The organism is Microbacterium sp. 22179, assembly GCF_052045715.1.
Lineage (GTDB): Bacteria > Actinomycetota > Actinomycetes > Actinomycetales > Microbacteriaceae > Microbacterium > Microbacterium galbinum.
Genome location: NZ_JBQEPJ010000001.1, coordinates 207067 through 227545, shown reverse-complemented (window position 1 = coordinate 227545; position 20479 = coordinate 207067). Strand labels below are relative to the sequence as shown.

The window sequence follows — 20479 nt, the reverse complement described above, 5'->3', positions numbered from 1 at the left end:
CGCCCCTGAGCCGACCTACCCTTAGGGCATGGGACGCTCACCTTTCACTCTAGCCGCGGCCGTGACGGCGGCACTGCCCGGCGCGGAGGTCACGGGTACTCGCACGCTGAGCGCAGACGGTGACGCACGTTTCGACTCCGCCGTCGCCTCGCTGGCCGACGGGCGCGAGCTCGCGATCCGCGTCGCGGACGACGACGAGACAGCCCGTGAGCTCGCCGCCGAGTCCCTCGCGCTGCGCGCCCTGACGGCCGGCGCGCGGGCGATCCTCCCGTTCCGCGCACCCGAGTACGTGGGCGAGACCCGCGTCGGCGATGGTCGCGCCCTCGTCACCGAACTCCTCCCCGGCTTCCAGGTCGAGGCCGCCCACGTACCGGCCGGACGCGGCACGGCGGAGTCGATGGGGGCAGCGATCGCCGCCGTGCACGGCCTGCCCGTCTCGATCGTCCGGAGCGCGGGTCTCGTCTCACGCTCGGCCGAGGAGAGCCGTGAGGACATCCGACGGCTGGTCGACGACGCGGCCTCGACCGGCCGCGTTCCCGCCCGGCTGACGGCGCGCTGGCGGGATGCCGTCGCCGATGACGAGTTGTGGCGCTTCGAGTCGACCGTGACCCTGAACGGCGTGCAGTCGACCTCCTTCCTGCTCGAGGACGACGATGAGCGCGGCCCACAGGTCACGGGACTGCTGAACTGGCACGGCCTCTCGGTCGGCGATCCGGCCGTCGACCTCGCCTGGCTCTCGGCCGCGCCCGATGCGGCACCCGACGTGCAGGCCGCCTACGCCCGGTCGTCGGAGCGTTCACCGGACGGTGCGATCGAGGTGCGCGCACGGATGCTCGCCGAACTCGAGTTCGCGCGCTGGCTGGTGCACGGGGACTCGCTGCACCGCCCCGACATCGTCGACGATGCGGCTGCCCTTCTCGAGGCGCTCGCCGAGGGTCTCCGCGCGGACGACCTCGCCGTCGTCGCCGCGCGGAACGAGGGGGTCGACTCGGCCCTCGACGCGCTCGACCGTGTTCCCGCGGAAGCCGCAGCACTGATCGACACCTCGATGCAGACCGACGCCTACAATCCCGACGAACTCTGGGCGCAGGAATCGGAGGAGGGATCGTCGTCGACCGACACCTCCGAAGCGGCGCGTCGCGCCGCGATGGTCGACGTCGAGACCGAGGACCTCACCGGCGTCGGCGATATCTTCACGGCCCCGGCGGATGCCGGTGACGACGCGGACGACGACGAACGCGATGACGACGAGGCTCAGCGCGCGGCGCGCGCGGCACTCCAGCGCTGGAAGAGCTCGGACTCGGAGTAGACCCGGTCTCCGCGGATGACGAGGTCGTCGGCGACGTAGTAGAGCGCGACATCGATCTCGTCGAGCGGCACCCCGAATCGGCGGTGGTAGGCGAGACGGTACAGCGCGAGCTGCAGCATCCGCTCGTCCCGCTCGTCCTCGCCCTTCGGCGGCTTTCCCGTCTTCCAGTCGACGATCTCGATCCGGCCTCCACGGTCGTCGCGGCGGTACACGGCATCGAGCTTGCAGATCACGATGTGCGCGTCGGACTCGCCGGCGCGGTCAGCGGGGGCATCCGCGAGCCCGGCGCCGAGCGCGAAGTCGATCTCGATCTCGACGGCGATCGGCTGGAGGGAACCCCACTCGCTGCGCTCGAACGTCGCCTGGAGCATGGCGAGGTCGGCCGCATCCGCCGCTTCGCCGGTTCCCTCTCCCGGCGCCGGCCCGATCTCGCCGCCCACCTCGTCTTCGTCGATCTCCCAGAGCGCCTCGTCGACGCGGGCACCGACGCCCACGAGCGATGACCGGTGCTCGACCCAGGCGTGGAAGAGCGTGCCGAGGCGGGTCTGCCGGTACGGACGCTCCGGCATCGGGCGGATGATCGCCGAGACCGTGCCGCCGTAGTCCGTGACGTAGTCCTTGAAACGGGACGCGGGCACGCGGGTCGGCGCCGCTGCGTCGATGCCACGCAGACGCGCGGCGCGCTCGGCGAGGAGCCGCTCGAGCTCTTCGGAGGGAATCAGCGTCTCGGGTCGCGCGAGGGCCCCCGCGACCATCTCCGCCGCCGACTCGACGAGCGGACGGCGGGCACCGAGCGGATCCAGTGGCCACGAGATCGTCGCTCCCGGCCCGTCGTAGGGGTTCTCGTCGGGGTCGACCGGTTCGATGGGCTCGTGGCCCCGTACATCGATCGCCTCGAGCAGGAAGGGACTCGGCGTGCGGGGAGCCTTCTGACCCGCCCAGTGCGCACCGCTGAGAAGCAGGTCGGTGCGCGCGCGTGTGACAGCCACGTAGGCGAGCCGGCGTTCCTCCTGCTGCTGATAGGCGCGGTACGCGTCCTTGAAGCGCTTGATCGCGCCGCCCTCGGGATTGGCCTTGGTCGCCCCGCCCGACAGTGACGCCTGCGCCAGCGCCTGGCGCTTCTTCGGGTCGAGCTCGCCGCCCACCGCGCTCTCGGGGTCCCATTCGAATCGCGGCAGCGCGTCGCGGTCGCCGCGGAGCGCGAACGGCACGACCCCGAAGCCGAACCAGCCCGAGGTGTCGGAGACCCGGCTGGGGAGTTCGTCGGCGACGAGACGGACGACTGCGACGGCATCCCACTCCAGCCCCTTCGATCCGTGGATCGTCAGCAGCTGCACCACGCCCGGCTCGGGGGGCTCCGGGCGCGGCATGAGCTCGTCGGTGCTCTCCGCCTTGTCGAGCCAGGCGAGGAGGCTCCCGATCGTGCCGCGATCGTCGGCCGCGAGGAAGGCACGCACCTCATCGGAGAACGCGCGGAGCTGCGTCGAGGCCACCCGTGCCGGCCCCCGGGTCTCGTTCGCCGCCAGTTCGATATCGAGGCGCAGCTCGAGTTCGATCAGGCGCAGCAGCTCGGTCAGCGGCTGCGACGAGGCCCGTCGGAGCCGCTCGAGCATCTCCCCCGCCGCACGGATGCGCGATCGCCCGTCGGGGGTGAATCCCTCCAGCAGCCGATAGTCGTCGCGCACCGCTCGCACCACGTCGACGGCATCGACGATCGACACCGCTTCATCGGCGCCGCGCGACGAGCGCAGTCGCACGCGCACTTCTTCGGGGAGCGGCATCATCGAGGTGTCGCGTTCGGCGAGGGTTCGGCCGAGATCGTAGAGTGCGGCCATGTCGGCCACCCCGACTCCGAACCGCGGACCCGTGAGCAGGCGGATGAGTGCCGAACCCGCGGTCGGGTCGTGCACCACGCGCAGGGTGGAGACGACGTCGACCACTTCGGGGGTCGCCAGCAGTCCGCCGAGCCCGAGGATGCGGTGCGGTACGCCCTCCGCGGCGAGCGCGGCCGCGAAGGTCTGCATGTGACGTTTCGAACGGAACAGCAGCGCGCCGGTGTGCGGGCGCCCGGCGACGGATGCATCGTGCGCGGCTCGTCGCTCGACGAACCAGCGAGCGACATCGGCGGCCTCCTCGTCGACCGTGAAAGCGAATCGCAGATCGACGGTTCCGGAGCCCGCACCGGGACGGGGTTCGAGCGGGGGCACGTCGAGCCCCGGCCGCTGCAGCGGCTCGAGCACGCGATTGGCGATGTCGAGGATGCCGCGGTCGTTGCGCCAGCTGGTCATGAGGCTGTACGTCTGCGCCCCCTGTTCGCGCGCGAAGGCGCTCGAGAACGCGTACAGATTGTCGGCGCTCGCGCCGCGCCAGCCGTAGATCGACTGGTGCGGGTCTCCCACGGCCATCACCGCGCTGTCGTGGAACAGCTCGGCGAGGAAACGGGTCTGGATGACCGAGGTGTCCTGATACTCGTCGAGCAGGACGACGCGATGCTGCTCGCGCAGCTCGGCGCGCACGTCGGGAGCGGCCTCGACGATGTCGTAGGCGCCGCCGACCTGATCGGCGAAGTCGAGCACGCCGCGGCGCCCCTTCTCGGCGATGTACTCGCGCACGAGCGCGGCGAGCGTCGGCAGGCTGAGAAGGTTCGCCGCCGCCTTCTCGACGTCGCCGTTGCCGCGGTACGGCTCGAACGACAGCGCCGTCGCGCGCGCGAGACGCTCGGCCTCGTCGAGATCGACCCGATGGTCGAGGGCCTCCCCCGCGAGGCGCTGCACCGCGTCGATCACCGTGCCGAGCGCGTAGTCGATCCCCTCGAGTTCCGGGAGGTCGGCGCGCAGCACGACCTCTCGCGCGAGCATCCACGACGCGGCCTGACTCAGCATCGCGACGTCGGCATCGCGTCCGATCCGAGCGGCGTGCTCGCGCACGATGCCGTCGGCGAAGGCGTTGTAGGTCGACACCCGTGGGCGGATCATCAGCTCCTCGGCCGCGCGCGGAGCGGTCGGGTCCCAGCCCGTGCCGTAACGGCCGGCGAGCTCGTCGAGCACGTGAGTCCGTACCAGGTCGCGCTGACGGCCCGCGGCCGCCTCTTCCACCCGGCGCAGGGCGTGCGTCGCCACGATCTCCGGCACGTGCGGCAGCAGACCGCGGCGACCGAACTCGTCGATCACGGCGAGGCGGTGGCCGATGCGCTCGGCGAGCTCGCCCGCTGCCTTTCGGGTGAAGGTGAGTCCGAGGATCTCGTCGCGTCGCACATGACCGTTGGCGACGAGCCACACCACGCGCCCCGACATCGTCTCGGTCTTCCCGCTGCCCGCACCGGCGACGACGAGGGCGGGCGACGGCGGCGCCTCGATCACCTGCTGCTGCGCGGGGGTGGGTGAGGGCTGGCCGAGGGCCGCCGCGACATCGGTCGCCGACAGCCCGAGGCCGCCGCCCCAGCCGGTCACGCGCTCACCGCCGGGACGGTGTGGATCCGACAGGGGTGGATGCGGCGCTGGGTGTCTGCGCAGTGCGACTCGACCTGCGCGGTGAAACTCGAGGCCGACATCCCGCGGGCCGCATCGGCCACACGGCGCAGGAACGCCTCGCGCGCGGTGTCGTCGAGCGTGTGCTGGTGGGCGATGCGGTAGTCGCTCTTGGCGAGGGTCTTCGAGACGATCACGAGACGCGCCCCGGCGAGGGCATCGGCGGGCGCACCCTCGATCAGGCCCTGCTGGACCGCCACCTGGTACGCCGCCAGTTGGGCGTGCTCACGGACTCCCGCGTCGGCCTCCGGATCGGTGCGTCCGGTCTTGAGGTCGACGACCACCGCGCGCTCGCCCTCGCCGGCCGCGGTCATCTCGGTCCACCCGCGCCCCCGCGCCGGGGGATGCTCCCCCGCCCCCGGAGGGTAGGCCTCGACGCGGTCGATGTAGCCGCTCACGATCGCGCGCGCTCCTCTCTCGTCACCGACGTCGTGCACGACCGGGAGGCCGTCGTCATCGGGCAGGGAGACGGCGAAATCGAACCGCGTCTCGCTGCCGACGACTCGCCCTCCGTCGCGTCGGACGTCGCCGAGGTACGTGTGCAGCCGGTCGACGTAGAGGTCGGCTCGACGCCGCTCCTTGCGTCCGATCCACTCGGTCTCGAAGTCCAGCTCGGGCCAGTGCTCCGCGACGATCGCCCGCATCTGCTCGAGATCACCGTCCGGCACCTTCTCCATGGCCTCGTGGATGATCGTGCCGATCCCCGCCGTCGGCGGCATGACGGTGTCGCCCCCCAGCGCGGAGACGACCCAGTTCAGGCCGCACTCCTCGTAGGACTCCATCTTCGAGGGCGACACCCGCGCACCGTCGGCGGCGAGGTCCCGCAGGGGACGATCGGTGCTCGGTGGCGTGACGCCGTACCAGTCCCGCGGATCCGCGCCGGCGACGCCCTCGGCCGCGAGGATCGCGAGCTGCTCCGCGGCGAGACGACGTGCCGGGTCGGAGGTCGCGGTCGTGAGGGTGCGTCGGTGGCGCGCGACGAGTCCGCGCAGGGTGAGCGGATGCTCGGCCGATGCGTGTGCCTCCGGGGCGTCGGGCGTCGGCAGGAACGCGAAGAACGGGCTCGGGCTCTGGTCGTCGTCGTCGACCGCCGTCACGAGGATCCGGTCCCGCGCGCGCGAGATGGCCCGGACGAAGAGGCGGAGCTCGTCGTGCAGCGCTCCTCTTCGCCGATCCAGGATGCCCGGCGTCTCGAGGGGGACGCCGGTGCGCATCGACGTCACGGCGTCGGGAAGACGCCAGGTCTGCAGCATCCCGCCCCGGAGCCGGAGGTTCGGCCAGACGCCGTCTTGAAGACCGGCCACGACGACCGCGTCGAACTCGGTGCCGAGCGCGGTCGCCGGGGTGAGCAGAGTGACCCGCCCCGGCCGATCGGGTGTCGAGAGCGAGTCCTCGGGCACCTCGCTGTCGAGGATGTCGCGGACGAAGGTCTCCGGGCGCTCGTTCGGCGTGCGCTCGACGAAGCGCTTGGCCGCGTCGAACAGCGAGACGAGGGCATCCAGCGATCGCGCGGTCTCGGCGCCACCGGGCTGCGACGACACCTCTCGCCACGCGATGTGCAGGCTGCGGCCGTCGATCGCCCGCGACTGCTCCCAGATCCGCCAGAGCAGGTCGTGGATCGTCTCGCCGGCCCGCGCGGCGGCCGAGACCGCCTCGATCGTCTCGGCGAACCGCCGGGCCGTGCGGGACTCCGGGGCATCGATGAGCGTGAAGTGCTCGGGGTCGGCCATCGCCTGGCGCAGCAGCTCGCGAGCGGGTGTGGCTCCCCCGTGTTCCAGCTCGAGGTGTCGCAGCCGCGCGCGCAGACGACGCAGAGCGATCGCGTCCATCCCCCCGAACGGCGTGCGCAGGGCGTCTTCGAGTTCCGCGGACGTGCGCTCCGCCGCCGGGGTGAGTGCGAGGCGCACGATGCCGACGAGGTCACGCACGACGCCCTCACTGCCGAGCGGACGCTGCACGCCGGCGGCCCGTGTCGGGATCTCCCGCGCGGCGAGCTCGGTCTCGAGCAGTGTCACCTGTCGCGTGTCGTGGGCGATGACGGCCATGCGATCCCAGGCGACGCCCTGCATGAGGTGCCATTCGCGCATGACACCGGCGATGCGGTCGAACTCCTCGTGCGGCGACGGGGCGAGGAACGACGTGACGGCCGCATCCGCTCCTTCGATCGGGCCGGCCTGCGGTGCGCGCCGGTGCTCGACCCTTCCCGAGACCCCGATCGCCTGCGTCACGGTGCGGGTGAGCGCGGTGAGCGCCGGGTGCTGGCGGTGCGCGCCGTCGAGCACGTGCACCGCTCCGATCGCCGACACGAGGTCGGCGAACAGTTCGGGGCTCGCTCCCCGGAACGCACCTGAGGAGATGTCGGGATCGCCGAACGCGAGCACCGAGACCCCTCGGGCACGCAGCGCCTGGACGACGGCGACGCCCCCGCGGGTCAACTCCTGCGCGTCATCGATGAGCACAACGCGCAGGGGCGCCAGCGGACCGAGCGTGCCCGGGGACGCGTCGCGGAGGATCGCGCTCGCCTCGCCGAGCAGGTCTGCGGCGTCGCGATGCGCCGAGCGCAACGCGTCGAGCACCGAGCGGTACTCGAGAACGAAGTCGGCGGCGGCCGCCCAGATCGGGTCGCCGGATGCCTTCAGCTCGTCCGGGAGCACGCCCAGCTCGGTGCACTCGGCGATGAGCGCACGGAGCTCGGAACGGAACCCCTTCGACCCGCGCACCGATGCGCTGAGCGCGTCGGGCCAGCGGATGCCGCCGTCCTCGGCGTCGCCCGCGAGGAGCTCGGCGATGATCCGGTCCTGATCGGCACCCGTGAGCAACGCCGGCGGCTCGGAACCCGCGTGCACCATCGCTCCGCGAACGATCTGGAAGGCGAAGGATCCGAGCGACCGCGCGAGCGGACCCGGCGTCGCCTGGCGGACGCGCACGCCGATGCGGTCGCGGAGCGCCGTCGCCGCCTGCCTGTTCGGAGTGAGGGCCAGCACCTCCTCGGGGCGCAGCCCCTCGTCATCGAGCAGCCTGCCGATGCGCTCGATCAGCGTGCGCGTCTTGCCCGTTCCCGGTGCGCCGATGATGACTCCGGATGCGGTCGCCGCGGCGTCGATCACGGCTCGCTGCGCGGCATCCCCTGTCATGCACTCCACGCTAGCGGCGTGCGCCGACATCGCCCCCCGCGGCGGGTCGGGCGCGTGTGCGCTCACGGCGAAACCGCTCCCCTGCGCCGATCCGGCGACGCACCTGCGGGGTAGAGTTGGCGCAGACCTCGGACGACGACATCGTCCTGACACTCCAAGGAGTACGCGTGGAAATCCGCATCGGAATCATCAACACCGGCCGCGAGCTGAGCTTCGAGACCGCCACCGCAGCAGAAGAGATCCGCACCCAGGTCGCGGCAGCGCTCGACCAGAGCACCGCGCACCTGAGCTTCACCGACGTCAAGGGCAACTCCTACATCGTCCCCACCGCGAACCTCGCCTACATCGAGCTGGGCACCGAGGAATCGCGCCGGGTCGGCTTCGTCGCCTGATCGCGATGTACATCCTTCTCGCCCTCGTCGCCGCCTGCGCTCTGGGCATCGCCGCGCATTTCCTCATCGACGGCCGCGAACTCCGCGGCGTCGCACTGACCCCGGGCATCGCGACGGTCGTCACCGCCGCGCTCTACACGGGCCTGCAGTGGGCCGGTCTCGGCGAGGACAACGTGTGGCTCTGGCTCGCGAGCATCCTCGGCGGTGTCGTGGTCGCCGTCGTCGCGACTCTCGCTCTGGTCGCCGCCCGACGCCGCTCGGACGCGGCGAAGACCGCGGCCCTCGGCATCTAGATCCGCACGTCCAGATAGGTCCGCACGTCTGGATAAATCCGCACGTCTAGGACGCGAGCCCCATCGCATCCATGCGACGCGCGTGCGCGCCCATCAGCTCGGTGTACACCGGTTCGATGCGCTCGTCGTCCGGTGCCACGAAGACCTCGGGCTTCAGCGCCGAGCGACAGACGAGGATCGTGTCACCCACCAGGCGTCGCGCCCACATCGACAGCAGTGAGCGCCACTCCTCGTCGCTCTCGATCGTCTCCTGGATGATCGAGACGATCTCGTGGCGCGCGTCGTCCTCGCGCAGGATCTCGGCGATCCGCCGCCCGGTCTCGCCGTAGCTGGACGCGAGGGCGAGATAGAAGTCGTCGAGCATCCCGGCCGTGATGTACACGGCGAGGAGCGTCTCGCGCGGTCGCGCACCGATCGTCTTGCGGCGGAAAGCATCGAGGTTCTCGCGGAACGGGAGCATCAGCTGCGTGGGGTCGTCGCCGCGCTCGGCGATCACCTCGACGATGCCGCGATGCTTCGTGAGAGCGGCGCCGGCCGCACGGGAGAGCGCCTCCTTCTCGGCGAGCTCCGGCGTGGCACGGATGAGACGGGTGAGGGTCTCGAAGTACCCCAGCTGCAGGTAGGCGGCCTGGCCCAGGAAGCGGGGCAGCTCGGGCGCGAGGTCGGCGAAGTCCACGCGGGTCGCGTCGCCCTGGTCGCCCCGGCTGCGCAGGGCGAGAGTGCGTCGCGGCGCATCGTCGCGCTGCCAGAACCACTTAACCACGAGGTCTCCCTACCGAGTTCGCCACGACGATCACAATACCCGGGGCTGAGGTCCTCCTCGGGCGTTCGGCCGCCCTCCGGTAGGCTGGGCGTGTCCCCGCCGTCGGAGCGGGGCCCGCGCCTGTGGCACAAGAGACGGCGTGGATCGTTAACGTGGCGGTCTCAGCACGACCGCCGGACAGGCAATCTGAATACAGTGACTACTTTCTCCGATCTCGGGATCGATCAGGACATCGTCGATGCGCTCGCGGCGAAGGGCATCGTCGACGCGTTCCCCATCCAGGAGCAGACCATCCCCCTCGGCCTTCCGGGCCAGGACATCATCGGCCAGGCGAAGACCGGAACCGGAAAGACCTTCGGCTTCGGCATCCCCGTCGTCCAGCGTCTCGGCCTCGACCCCGAGCACGGGGTGAAGGCACTCATCGTCGTGCCGACCCGCGAGCTCGCGGTGCAGGTCTACGAGGACATCGACCTGCTCACCAGCAACCGCTCGACCAGCGTCGTCGCCATCTACGGCGGCAAGGCGTACGAGGGCCAGATCGACCAGCTCAAGGCCGGCGCGCAGATCGTCGTCGGCACGCCCGGTCGCCTGATCGACCTCGCCGGCCAGCGTCTGCTCGACCTGTCGAACGCGACCGAGGTCGTGCTCGACGAGGCCGACAAGATGCTCGACCTCGGCTTCCTCGCCGACATCGAGAAGATCTTCCAGAAGGTGCCGGCCGTGCGCCACACCCAGCTGTTCTCGGCGACGATGCCCGGCCCGATCGTGGCGCTGGCCCGTCGCTTCATGACGAACCCGATCCACATCCGCGCCAACGACCCCGACGAGGGCCTCACGCAGGCGAACATCAAGCACCTCGTCTACCGCGCGCACTCGCTCGACAAGGACGAGGTCATCGCCCGAATCCTGCAGGCCGAGGGCCGCGGCAAGACCGTGATCTTCACCCGCACCAAGCGTGCGGCCCAGCGACTGGTCGACGAGCTCGGCGACCGCGGTTTCAACGTCGGCGGCGTGCACGGCGACATGGGCCAGGACCAGCGCGAGCGCTCGATGGCGGCGTTCAAGGCCGGCAAGAAAGACGTCCTGGTCGCGACCGACGTCGCCGCCCGCGGCATCGACGTCGACGACGTCACGCACGTTATCAACCACACGATCCCGGACGAGGACAAGACGTACCTGCACCGCGCGGGCCGCACGGGCCGCGCGGGCAAGACCGGTATCGCGGTCACGTTCGTCGACTGGGAGGACCTGCACAAGTGGGCCCTGATCAACCGCGCCCTCGAGTTCGGTCAGCCCGAGCCCGTCGAGACCTACTCGTCGAGCCCGCACCTGTACGAGGACCTCGACATCCCCGCCGGCACGAAGGGTCGTCTCGTCTCGGCACCCAAGGCGGAGTCGACCCGTCCCCCGCGCACCCCGCGCCCCGAGCGCGCAGCGGATGCCGCTGCCGAGGGCACCGACGAGGGCGGCACGCGCCGCCGTCGTCGCCGTCGCGGCGGGTCGAACCCGGTCGGTTCGACGTTCGCCGAGGGCGCCGTACCTGCAGCCTCGGGTGACGGCGACGGTGCCCCCGCCGCCGATCGCAGCGCCGAGGGCGCCGGCACGCACGACGGTGCGGGCAAGGAGCACCACGACGGAAAGCCCGCACCGGCTCGCCGTCGCCGCCGTCGTCGCGGAGGTTCCGGCGGAGCGGGCGCGGCACCGGTCGCGGGCGCCTGAGACGGTTTCGACAGAGGGGCGGATGCTGCGGCATCCGCCCCTCTGTCATGTCCCGGCTCGGGCCCGCGCCGGAGCCTTCGGCGGGTACACCCACGTCACGAGCACGACCGAGATGATCATGAGCAGGAACCACGACACGAGCTTGCTCGGCGAGACGGGTTGCCACCCATCGGCCTGATCCGGGTACGCCCAGGCACCGGCCAGCGTGCCGATGTTCTCGGCGAAGTAGATGAACACCGCGACGCCGGCGAACGCCAGCAGGAGCGGGATGCGCAGCGTCCGCCGCCAGACCCGCGCGTGCATGACCGTCGGCAGCCAGAGCACGAGCACGGCGATCAGCAGAACCCAGCGCGCATCCCACCAGTAGTGGTGCGCGAAGAAGTTCGCGTAGATCGCCAGGGCGACGAGTGCGGTGAGCCATCGGCGCGGGTAGCGCGTGAACCCGAGGTCGAACAGGCGGTAGACGCGCACCATGTAGGAGCCGACCGCGGCGTACATGAAACCGCTGAACAGCGGCACTCCGCCGATGCGGAGGATGCCGTCGGCGGCATACGCCCACGACCCCACGTCGGTCTTGAACAACTCCATGACCGTGCCGGTGACGTGGAAGAGCAGGATCACCCACAGCTCGCGTCCGCTCTCGAGCCGGAACACCAGCATCGCAACCTGGATGAGCACGGCGGCGATCGTGAGGGCATCGTTCCGGGCGAGGGCCACATCATCGGGATACCAGAGCCGCGCGGCGACGATCACGACGAGGAGCGCCGCGCCGAAGATGCAGGCCCAGGCCTGCTTGAGCACGAAGACGGCGAACTCGACGAGGAACGCGCGGATGCCGTTCGCCGGGGCATCTCTGAGCAGGCGGTGAGCGGCCGCGTCGATCCGGCGCTCGAGCGAGGTGGCGCGTTGCATCGGGCGAGCGTATCGACGACGACGGCGAGAGCGCCGGGAGTCGACCGCCAGTATGCCGGGAAGCCCCGTCAGGGGTAGCGCGGTGTGGTACCGGAGGCGCGCGCGATCAGGCGCTCGACCATCTCGTCGCTCGTGGTGTTCTCCCCGGGCCGGTTGGGCTTGCCGCTGCCGTGGTAGTCGCTGGAGCCGGTGACGATGAGATCGCGTCGAGCGGCGAGTTCGCGCAGCAGGGCCTTCCCCGCCTCGGTGTTCTCCCGATGGTCGATCTCGAAGCCGCCGAGCCCCGCGTCGATCAGCTGCTCCAGGAACGACATCGGCATCATACGGTCGCGACCGGAGGTCACCGGGTGGGCGATGATCGCCACTCCCCCGGCGTCCGTGATGAGCCGGACGGCGGTGAGCGGATCCGGCGCGTAGTGCGGCTCGTAATACCCCTCGCGCGGATGCAGGATGCCGTCGAACGCCTCGGTGCGATCGCGGACGATTCCTCGTGCGACGAGCGCATCCGCGATGTGCGGGCGACCGACCGTCGCGTCCGGCGTGGTCTGGGCGAGCACGTCGTCCCAGTGCAGGTCGTAATCGCGGCCGATGCTGCGGACGATCCGCTCGGCCCGGCCGATGCGGTCGCCGCGGATGCGATCCGTCTCCGCCCGCAGGGCCGCGTCGTCGGGGTCGAACAGGTAGCCCAGCACGTGGACGCTGCGCCAGTCGTGCTTCGCCGACAGTTCCATCCCCGGCAGGAAGGTCATCCCCAGCGCCGCCGTCGCCTCCGCCGCCTCTCCCCAACCGGTCGTGCGGTCGTGGTCGGTGAGCGCGATCGTGCGCAGTCCGTGCTCGTGCGCCTGGCGCACGACCTCGGCCGGCGCCTCGGTTCCGTCGGAGTGATTCGAGTGCAGATGCAGGTCGGCGGGACCGACGAATCGACGGGGGTGCTCAGGGGCCATCCTCCGAGCGTACCGAGCGGGGCGGAAGGCGGGCGCACGGGAGCGCAGTCCCGCCTGTCGCGGCAGGGACTTCACAGGCGGCGCTCCTAGGCTGGAGGGGATGTTTCGCCTCCTCGGAATCCTGATCACCGTGCTGTTCGCCGCCGCCACGGCCGTCGTGGTGTGGCCGCAGTTCTTCCGGCTGGAGCAGACCTATCCCTTCGCGCAGGTCGTCGCGGCGCGCGGTGTGGTGCTGGGCATCTTCGTGGTGATCGCACTCCTGGCGCTGCTGCTCCTGCTCGCCCGCCCGCTGCGCGGCTTCGCCGCCTCGATCCTCATCGTCGCGCTGCTCGGAGCCGGAGCGACCGGAATCATCGGAGCGACCCGCGGATTCGGCACGTCGGCCCTCCCCGACAAGACGGAGACGAGCGTCCGGGTTCTGACCTGGAACACCGCCGGCGAGGCGGTGCCGGCCGACCAGATCGCCCAGGAGATCCTCGACCAGGGAGCCGACGTCGTCGCGCTCCCCGAGACGACCGAGGCCGTGGGCGAGCGCATCGCGCTCATGCTGCGCGAGCAGGGTCATCCGATGTGGGTGCACCACGTGCAGTTCCGCCCCGACGTGCCCGACGGCCCGCAGTCCTGGCAGACGACCGTCCTGGTCTCCCCCGACCTCGGGGAGTACTCGGTCATCGAATCGTCGCAGGACGGCACGAGCAACACCGGCTCGGTGCCCAGCGTCGTGCTGATGCCGGTCGACGGGAGCGGGCCGACGGTCGTGGCGGTGCACGCCGTGGCGCCCCGTGTGGAGGAGATGCAGCAGTGGCAGTCCGATCTCCAGTGGATCGCCGACCAGTGCCCCGCGGGCGATTTCATCCTCGCGGGCGACTTCAACGCGACGATCGACCACATGGCCGGTCTCGGCGTCGAGGGCGGTGACATCGGGTACTGCCGCGATGTCGCTTCGCGCACCGGCAACGGAGTCGTCGGAACCTGGCCCAGCTCGCTGCCCCCGTTGGCGGGCGCCCCGATCGATCATGTGATGGCCTCGCAGAACTGGACGCCCACCGGTTCGGTCGTGCTCGACGACGCCGGCGGCAGCGATCACCGTGCCCTCGTGGTGCAGCTCGAGCCCGCCGGCTGAGAGGCGGCGTGCATCCCCGAGTGAGAGACTTGAGGGATGAGCACCGCAGCAGAACGCGACACGATCGCCGAACCCGACGTCGAGAACAGCAACACGAATCGCAAGCAGCCGTTCCCGCAGGGCTTCCTCGACACCATCTCGACCGGGTGGGCCGAGCGTCCCGAGACGCTTCCCGGCGCGCGCGAGCAGGCACCCTACGCCGCCGTGCGCCGCGCCGCGCTCTCGGCCGCGTTCCCCGGTAAGCGCCTCGTCATCCCGGCGGGCTCGCTCAAGCAGCGCAGCAACGACACCGACTACGTGTTCCGTGCGCACTCCGCCTTCGCGCACCTCACCGGCTGGGCATCCGACACCGAGCCGGACTCGGTGCTCGTCTTCGACCCGACCGACGACGGTCACGACGTGACCCTGTACTTCCGCGAGCGTGCCGACCGCACCACGACCGAGTTCTACGCCGACGCCACCGTCGGAGAGTTCTGGATCGGACCGCGCCCTTCGCTGGCTGGCGTCGCCGCCGACCTCGCCCTCACCACCGCGCACCTGGCCGAGTTCGCGCCGGCCGAGGGCGAGCTGGTGCTCGATGAGGACGAGACGCTGACCCGTGCGGTCTCCGAGCTGCGCCTCATCAAGGACGACTTCGAGATCGCCGAGATGCGACGTGCGGTCGAGATCACCGCCGCCGGCTTCGACGACATCATCCGAGAGCTCCCCTCCGCCGTGGCACACGCGCGCGGCGAGCGCGTCGTCGAGGGCGTGTTCCACCGCCGGGCGCGCGAGGACGGCAACGGGGAGGGATACGACACCATCGCCGCCTCCGGGCCCCACGCCTGCTACCTGCACTGGACCCGCAACGACGGCGCCGTGGTGCCCGGCGATCTGATCCTCGTCGACGCCGGTGTCGAGGCCGACAGCCTCTACACCGCCGACATCACCCGCACGCTGCCCGTCTCCGGCACGTTCACCGATGTGCAGCGCCGTGTCTACGAAGCCGTGCGCGAAGCGGCAGACGTCGCCTTCGCCGCCGCGAAGGTCGGGGTGCGCTTCCGCGACATCCACGCCGCCGCCATGACCGTGATCGCCGCTCGCGTCGCGGAGTGGGGTCTGCTCCCCGTCACGGCCGAGGAGGCCCTCGACGCCGAGGCCGGCGGCCAGCACCGCCGCTACATGGTGCACGGCACCTCGCACCACCTCGGCATCGACGTGCACGACTGCGCCCAGGCCCGCCGCGAGATGTACTACGACGGCATCGTCGCCCCGGGCATGGTGTTCACGATCGAGCCCGGCCTGTACTTCCAGATCGACGATCTCACCGTCCCCGCCGAGCTCCGCGGGATCGGCGTGCGCATCGAGGACGACATCCTCATGACCGAGGACGGCCCCGTCAACCTCTCGGCCGGCATCCCCCGCACGGCCGACGAGATCGAGGCCTGGATCGCCCGCGTCCAGAGCTGATCCCTCGGGAGTCAGATCCGGGCGGCGAAGTCCACGAGGAGGGGCGCGAGCCCGGCACCGATATCGGATGCCGGACGCTTGCGCCCCTTCACTTCGAAGCTGTGACCTCCGCCGTCGATCCAGGCGACGCGCGCATCCCGGCAGGTCTCGACGACCTCCTCGAACTGCGTGAGCGGCTGGATGAACGGGTCGTTCGAGCCCTCGATGAACAGCTGGGGCACGGCGATCGCCGGTAGATGCTCGGCGCGCAGCTTCTCGGGGGCGCCCGGCGGGTGCAACGGATAGCCGAGATAGACGAGAGCGTCGACGTCGAGTCCCTCGGCCACGGCCATCGAGGCCATCCGGCCGCCGTACGACTTGCCGGCCGCGATGATCCGCGCCGTCGGGTCGAGCTCCCGCTCCGCGGCGACGGCGGCGCGCCACGTCGCGATCGCGTGCGCGGCGGGGCCCGGCATCCGTCGCCCCTGCTCCACGTAGGGGAAGTTGAACCGCACGGTCGAGAACCCGGCCTCCGTCAACGCCGCGGCGAGCCCGGTGAGGAACGGGTGGTCCATTCCGGCGCCCGCACCGTGCGCGATCAGGATCGTCGTGCGCCCCTCGCCCGAGGTGCGCTCGACAGAGACCTGCGTGCCACCTGCGGGCAGGGCGACCTCGAACGACGAGCGTCCGGATGCGAGCATCAGGCGGGCTCGGGCGTACCTGCAACGGGAGCGTCGCCCTCGCCCGGCTTCGCGGGCTTGCCCTGCTCCGTGTCGCCGGGCTCGGCGCCCTCGGGCGCGGTCGTCGCGTCTGCTCCGGGAGCGACCGGTGCGGCGGGCCGCGGCGGGATCACCGGTTCGCCGGAGGGCACGGGCGCCTGGCCCTGGGTCCCCGGCGTGATCCGCTCGCCGTAGCGCGGGGGCTCGTCGAGATCGACCGGCGGGCGCACGGGCGCCTGGCGGGCGGTCCCCAGCGCCTGACGAGCCTTCGCCAGCGACGCCGGCAGCACCGTGACCTCGTAGTGGTCGGCCGCAAGCTGCGTCACACTCGCGAAGTCGCGACGGCGGCGGACGATCGCGAAGGTCACGAGGCTGAGGATCATGCCGATCGCCACGCCGATGAGCACGAAGCCCAGGAACAGCTGGATCGGGACCTCGGGGTTGCCGATCACGAGGATCGCCGAGAGGAAGAGGCCGATGAGTACGCCGTTCACCGCGCCGGAACGCGCGGCCGTCGCGTAGCCGAGGCGACCGGTGATGCGCTCGACCGTGCGGACGCCCTGGCCCACGATCGCGATGTCACGGGCGGGGATCTCGGCGGCGATCAGCGTGGACACGGTCTTCTGCGCGGTGGCGTAGTCACGGGTGGACGCCACCATCTCGCCGGTGTCGGTGCTGTTCACGGGGCGGTTGAGCATGCTCATCCGCCCATTGTCCCACGCCTCGATGCGCGCGTCCTCGGAGCGCCGATCCGGGGGACGCCCCGGGGCCGCGCGGACTACGCTGGGTGGGTGAGCACACAACGGGTATTCGCCGCGCGCCTGGCCGGTTGCGCCGTTTTCGACCCCGTGGGCGACCGGCTCGGCAAGGTCCGAGACGTCGTCATCGTGTACCGAAGTACGGCGGCCCCCCGCGTGATCGGCCTCGTCGTCGAGATCCCGGGCCGTCGCCACGTCTTCCTGTCGATCGGTCGGGTCACCTCGATCCGCTCCGGTCAGGTCATCAGCACCGGGCTCATCAACGTGCGCCGCTTCTCGCCGCGCGCCGGCGAGGTGCGCGTGCTCGCCGAGATGCTGGGGCGCCGCGTGAGCTTCGCCGACGGCAGCGGCACGGCCGTGATCGAAGATGTCGCCATCGAGCCGAATCGACTCGGCGAGTGGGCCGTCAGCCAGCTGTTCCTCCGGAAGCCGAAGACCAGCGCCTCGCCGTTCGCGAAGGGCTCGACGACCTTCGCCGCCTGGAGCGAGGTCACCGAGGAGCGCGCGCCCGGGGAGTCGCAGTCCGCCGAACAGCTCGTGGCGTCGTACTCCGAGCTGCACGCGGCCGACCTCGCCAACACGCTCCTCGATCTGCCGCAGCAGCGCATGATCGAGGTCGCCGAGGAGCTGTCCGACGACCGCCTCGCCGACGCCATGGAGGAGATGCCCGAGGACGAGCAGGTGCACATCCTCGACCGCCTCGGCGACGAGCGCGCCGCCGACATCCTCGACCAGATGGAACCGGACGACGCGGCCGACCTGCTCGCCCAGCTCCCCCCGAACCGTCTGGAGCACCTCCTCGAGCTCATGGAGCCGGAGGAGGCCGAAGACGTGCGCATGCTGCTGCGCTACGGCCCCGACACCGCCGGCGGGCTCATGACACCCGAGCCGATCGTGCTCTCGGCCGACGCGACGGTCGCCGAGGCGCTCGCGCTGATCCGCCGCCACGAGCTGCACCCCGCCCTCGCGGCCGCGGTCTTCGTCACCCTTCCCCCGTTCGAGACGCCGACGGGCCGCCTCCTCGGCGTCGTGCACTTCCAACGGATGCTGCGCTACCCGCCGCACGAGCGCCTCGGCGCGATCGTCGACGACAGTCTCGAACCGGTGTCCGCCACGGCCTCCGCGGCCGAGGTCGCCCGTCTGCTGGCCAGCTACGACCTCGTCTCGCTCCCCGTCGTCGATGCCGCGCACCGGCTCGTCGGTGCGATCAGCGTCGACGACGTGCTCGACTACCTGCTGCCCGACGACTGGCGCACGCACGATGTCGATGAGGTGTCGGACGACACGACCACGGAGGTGCGCTGATGGCCCGCTCCCCCCGCCTCGACGCCCCGCTCGGGCGCGGCACGACCCGTCAGCGTCCGACCTCGCGCGACCGCTTCGGACGGTTCACCGAGTGGGTGGCCCGCGCGATGGGCACACCGGCGTTCCTGCTGATCCTCAGCCTGTTCTGCATCCTGTGGATCGTGTGGAACACGATGTCGCCGACGAGCCTGCGGTTCGACGACGCCGCCCTCGGATTCACCGCTCTGACCCTCGTGCTCTCGTTGCAGGCCTCCTACGCCGCGCCGCTGATCCTGCTCGCGCAGAACCGGCAGGACGACCGTGACCGGGTGCAGATCGAGCAGGACCGTCAGCGCGCCGAGCGGAACCTCGCCGACACCGAATACCTCGCCCGCGAGATCGTCGCGCTGCGCATGGCGCTCGAGGAGCGCAACTCGCACGTCGTCACGCGCGACGTGCTGCGACAGGAGCTCAAGGCGCTGCTCGCCGACCTCGGCGACCACGACGCGGAACCCGAGGCCCCCGCGGCCTCCCCCGCGCCGACCACGGGGCCCGTGGCGACGAGGCCTCCGCGTCGCCCGCGCGCATGACGTCCGCCGATGACGTCCGGCGCGCGGTCGCCGCTGTATCCGATCCGGAACTCCGACGTCCGATCGGCGACCTCGACATGGTGCGCGACATCGTCGTGGAGGGCGGCAGCGCCACCGTCGGGATCGTCCTGACGATCGTCGGGTGCCCGGCCGCGACGAAGATCGAGTCCGATGTGCGCCGTGCCGCGGCATCCGTTCCCGGCATCGACGCCGTCGAGGTCGAGGTCGGGGTGATGACGCCCGAGGAGCGCAAGCGCCTGACCGAGAAGCTGCGCGACGGCAGAGCACCCCGCCAGATGCCCTTCGGCCCGGACTCCCTGACCCGCGTGATCCTCGTCTCCAGCGGCAAGGGCGGCGTCGGCAAGTCGACCGTCACCGCGAATCTCGCCGTCGCCCTCGCCGACCTCGGCCTCGCGGTCGGCCTCGTCGACGCGGACGTGCACGGCTTCTCGATCCCCGGCTTGCTGGGCATCCCCGCGGGCACGCAGCCGACGCGCATCGACGACCTCATGCTGCCGCCGGTCGCGCACGGGGTGAAGACCATCTCGATCGGGATGTTCCTGCGCGAAGGCGAGGGCGTGGTCGCCTGGCGCGGCCCGATGCTGCACCGCACCGTGTCGCAGTTCCTCACGGACGTGCACTTCGGCGACCTCGACATCCTGCTGATCGACATGCCGCCGGGCACCGGCGACATCGCCATCTCGATCGGACAACTGCTGCCGCACGCCGAGGTGCTCGTGGTGACGACCCCGCAGGCGGCCGCTGCCGAGGTCGCCATTCGCAGCGGGCTCGTTGCCCGCCAGACCGGTCAGCGCGTGATCGGGGTGATCGAGAACATGGCGGGTCTCACCCTCCCCGACGGGACCGTGGTCGATCTGTTCGGTGCGGGCGGTGGAGCCGCGGTCGCGGAGGCGCTGTCGTCCGATGGAGCCGACGTCCCTCTGCTGGCCTCGATCCCCCTGAGCCCCGCCTTGCGCGCCGGCGGGGATGCGGGTTCTCCGGTCGTGCTGGATGCCGAGACGGATGCCGCGGCCACGGCCATCCGCACCCTCGCCCGTTCCCTGGCCGGGCGCGGGCGCGGACTCGCCGGTCGCCCGCTGCCGATGTCGCTCGGCTGAGGTCGCGACCGCCGTCGATCGCCGATGCGATCAGGTGGCTTCGAGATCGAAGGGCGGCAGCTCGCCGGGAGTGAACCTCTGCGGCGGCGTGCGCGGCTCGGGCTCCGCGATGGCGGCGGCCGCCGCCATCGGATGGGTCGGAGGGGTCGGCTCCTCGAGGAGGGCGTCCCGGATGATGCGACGGGGGTCGTACTGGCGGGGGTCGAGCTTGCGCCAGTCGACGTCGTCGAGCTCGGGGCCCATCTCGTCGCGCACGCGGGTGCGCGTGTCGCGGAGGTACTCCCCGGCGCGGCGCACGACCTTGGCGAAGCCCTCGGCCATGCGCGGAAGGCGTTCGGGGCCCACGATGAGCACCGCGATGAGACCGATCAGCAGAAGCTTCTCGAAGGTCAACCCGAACTGCATCTGTCCAGGCTACCGCCGCGCCTGCGCTCCGCGTGCGCACCGAGCCAATACGCTGGGAGGA

At 71.3% G+C, this 20479-nt stretch carries 17 protein-coding genes; 9 read left to right on the top strand and 8 right to left on the bottom strand.

The window, feature by feature from the left end:
• The first annotated feature begins 28 nt into the window (after positions 1 to 28).
• A complete protein-coding gene (locus ACTJKK_RS01055; RefSeq protein ID WP_247622929.1) occupies positions 29 to 1309 on the top strand; it encodes a phosphotransferase in 1281 nt (426 codons plus the stop codon).
• Here the strand turns inward: ACTJKK_RS01055 and ACTJKK_RS01050 are convergent.
• Both ACTJKK_RS01050 and ACTJKK_RS01045 read right to left on the bottom strand, forming a co-directional pair.
• A complete protein-coding gene (locus ACTJKK_RS01050) occupies positions 1255 to 4758 on the bottom strand; it encodes a UvrD-helicase domain-containing protein (RefSeq protein ID WP_440746699.1) in 3504 nt (1167 codons plus the stop codon). The genes ACTJKK_RS01055 and ACTJKK_RS01050 overlap by 55 nt on opposite strands.
• Entirely contained in the window at positions 4755 to 7970 is a 3216-nt protein-coding gene (locus ACTJKK_RS01045) for an ATP-dependent helicase (protein ID WP_440746698.1), read from the bottom strand. The genes ACTJKK_RS01050 and ACTJKK_RS01045 overlap by 4 nt, the downstream gene beginning before the upstream one ends.
• Before the next feature lie 167 nt (positions 7971 to 8137).
• Between ACTJKK_RS01045 and ACTJKK_RS01040 the strand changes: the two genes are divergently transcribed.
• Positions 8138 to 8362: a DUF3107 domain-containing protein gene (locus ACTJKK_RS01040; protein WP_440746697.1), complete on the top strand. Its 225-nt coding sequence runs from the start codon at positions 8138 to 8140 to the stop codon at positions 8360 to 8362.
• A gap of 5 nt (positions 8363 to 8367) precedes the next feature.
• Entirely contained in the window at positions 8368 to 8655 is a 288-nt protein-coding gene (locus tag ACTJKK_RS01035) for a hypothetical protein (protein WP_440746696.1), read from the top strand.
• A gap of 46 nt (positions 8656 to 8701) precedes the next feature.
• On the opposite strand, the gene ACTJKK_RS01030 is transcribed toward ACTJKK_RS01035, so the two are convergent.
• Positions 8702 to 9418, bottom strand: coding sequence for a ferritin-like fold-containing protein (locus tag ACTJKK_RS01030; protein ID WP_247622933.1), 717 nt, complete (start codon positions 9416 to 9418; stop codon positions 8702 to 8704).
• A gap of 195 nt (positions 9419 to 9613) precedes the next feature.
• Between ACTJKK_RS01030 and ACTJKK_RS01025 the strand changes: the two genes are divergently transcribed.
• Positions 9614 to 11137: a DEAD/DEAH box helicase gene (locus ACTJKK_RS01025; RefSeq protein WP_440746695.1), complete on the top strand. Its 1524-nt coding sequence runs from the start codon at positions 9614 to 9616 to the stop codon at positions 11135 to 11137.
• A 45-nt stretch (positions 11138 to 11182) separates the two neighbouring features.
• On the opposite strand, the gene ACTJKK_RS01020 is transcribed toward ACTJKK_RS01025, so the two are convergent.
• Complete coding sequence (locus ACTJKK_RS01020) at positions 11183 to 12049, bottom strand: DUF817 domain-containing protein (RefSeq protein ID WP_440746694.1); 867 nt, start codon at positions 12047 to 12049, stop codon at positions 11183 to 11185.
• Positions 12050 to 12117: 68 nt separating this feature from the next.
• Positions 12118 to 12993: a PHP domain-containing protein gene (locus tag ACTJKK_RS01015; protein WP_440746693.1), complete on the bottom strand. Its 876-nt coding sequence runs from the start codon at positions 12991 to 12993 to the stop codon at positions 12118 to 12120.
• Positions 12994 to 13093: 100 nt separating this feature from the next.
• Here ACTJKK_RS01015 and ACTJKK_RS01010 point away from each other — a divergent pair, with 100 nt between their 5' ends.
• Positions 13094 to 14116, top strand: coding sequence for an endonuclease/exonuclease/phosphatase family protein (locus ACTJKK_RS01010; protein ID WP_440746692.1), 1023 nt, complete (start codon positions 13094 to 13096; stop codon positions 14114 to 14116).
• A 36-nt stretch (positions 14117 to 14152) separates the two neighbouring features.
• Positions 14153 to 15565: an aminopeptidase P family protein gene (locus tag ACTJKK_RS01005; RefSeq protein ID WP_440746691.1), complete on the top strand. Its 1413-nt coding sequence runs from the start codon at positions 14153 to 14155 to the stop codon at positions 15563 to 15565.
• Between the two features lie 11 nt (positions 15566 to 15576).
• Here the strand turns inward: ACTJKK_RS01005 and ACTJKK_RS01000 are convergent, their stop codons facing one another.
• Both ACTJKK_RS01000 and ACTJKK_RS00995 read right to left on the bottom strand, forming a co-directional pair.
• On the bottom strand, positions 15577 to 16245 hold the full coding sequence (locus ACTJKK_RS01000) for an alpha/beta hydrolase family protein (protein ID WP_440746690.1): 669 nt from the start codon (positions 16243 to 16245) through the stop codon (positions 15577 to 15579).
• Positions 16245 to 16967, bottom strand: coding sequence for a general stress protein (locus ACTJKK_RS00995; protein ID WP_440746689.1), 723 nt, complete (start codon positions 16965 to 16967; stop codon positions 16245 to 16247). The genes ACTJKK_RS01000 and ACTJKK_RS00995 overlap by 1 nt, the downstream gene beginning before the upstream one ends.
• Positions 16968 to 17054: 87 nt before the next feature.
• Here ACTJKK_RS00995 and ACTJKK_RS00990 point away from each other — a divergent pair, with 87 nt between their 5' ends.
• Genes ACTJKK_RS00990 through ACTJKK_RS00980 form a run of 3 tightly spaced genes read left to right on the top strand, consistent with a single transcriptional unit; the run spans position 17055 to position 20013 of the window.
• Positions 17055 to 18326 carry a magnesium transporter MgtE N-terminal domain-containing protein gene (locus ACTJKK_RS00990; protein WP_247622941.1) on the top strand — a complete coding sequence of 424 codons (1272 nt, stop codon included), beginning with the start codon at positions 17055 to 17057 and terminating at the stop codon, positions 18324 to 18326.
• Positions 18326 to 18895, top strand: a complete 570-nt coding sequence (locus ACTJKK_RS00985; RefSeq protein ID WP_440746688.1) for a DUF1003 domain-containing protein — start codon at positions 18326 to 18328, stop codon at positions 18893 to 18895. The genes ACTJKK_RS00990 and ACTJKK_RS00985 overlap by 1 nt, the downstream gene beginning before the upstream one ends.
• Positions 18892 to 20013: an Mrp/NBP35 family ATP-binding protein gene (locus ACTJKK_RS00980; protein WP_440746687.1), complete on the top strand. Its 1122-nt coding sequence runs from the start codon at positions 18892 to 18894 to the stop codon at positions 20011 to 20013. Before ACTJKK_RS00985 ends, ACTJKK_RS00980 begins: the two co-directional genes overlap by 4 nt.
• Before the next feature lie 30 nt (positions 20014 to 20043).
• On the opposite strand, the gene ACTJKK_RS00975 is transcribed toward ACTJKK_RS00980, so the two are convergent.
• Positions 20044 to 20418 (bottom strand): Sec-independent protein translocase TatB, encoded by a 375-nt coding sequence (locus ACTJKK_RS00975; protein ID WP_247622944.1) that lies wholly within the window; start codon positions 20416 to 20418, stop codon positions 20044 to 20046.
• Between the last annotated feature and the right edge of the window lie 61 nt (positions 20419 to 20479).

Bases quoted from the DNA above. Each gene is read 5' to 3' on its own strand.
- ACTJKK_RS01045 (WP_440746698.1), bottom strand. From the start codon at position 7,970: ATGACAGGGGATGCCGCGCAGCGAGCCGTGATCGACGCCGCGGCGACC.
- ACTJKK_RS00985 (WP_440746688.1), top strand. From the start codon at position 18,326: ATGGCCCGCTCCCCCCGCCTCGACGCCCCGCTCGGGCGCGGCACGACC.
- ACTJKK_RS01055 (WP_247622929.1), top strand. From the start codon at position 29: ATGGGACGCTCACCTTTCACTCTAGCCGCGGCCGTGACGGCGGCACTG.
- ACTJKK_RS01020 (WP_440746694.1), bottom strand. From the start codon at position 12,049: ATGCAACGCGCCACCTCGCTCGAGCGCCGGATCGACGCGGCCGCTCAC.
- ACTJKK_RS01035 (WP_440746696.1), top strand. From the start codon at position 8,368: ATGTACATCCTTCTCGCCCTCGTCGCCGCCTGCGCTCTGGGCATCGCC.
- ACTJKK_RS01000 (WP_440746690.1), bottom strand. From the start codon at position 16,245: ATGCTCGCATCCGGACGCTCGTCGTTCGAGGTCGCCCTGCCCGCAGGT.
- ACTJKK_RS01010 (WP_440746692.1), top strand. From the start codon at position 13,094: ATGTTTCGCCTCCTCGGAATCCTGATCACCGTGCTGTTCGCCGCCGCC.
- ACTJKK_RS00995 (WP_440746689.1), bottom strand. From the start codon at position 16,967: ATGAGCATGCTCAACCGCCCCGTGAACAGCACCGACACCGGCGAGATG.
- ACTJKK_RS00975 (WP_247622944.1), bottom strand. From the start codon at position 20,418: ATGCAGTTCGGGTTGACCTTCGAGAAGCTTCTGCTGATCGGTCTCATC.
- ACTJKK_RS01015 (WP_440746693.1), bottom strand. From the start codon at position 12,993: ATGGCCCCTGAGCACCCCCGTCGATTCGTCGGTCCCGCCGACCTGCAT.
- ACTJKK_RS00980 (WP_440746687.1), top strand. From the start codon at position 18,892: ATGACGTCCGCCGATGACGTCCGGCGCGCGGTCGCCGCTGTATCCGAT.
- ACTJKK_RS01005 (WP_440746691.1), top strand. From the start codon at position 14,153: ATGAGCACCGCAGCAGAACGCGACACGATCGCCGAACCCGACGTCGAG.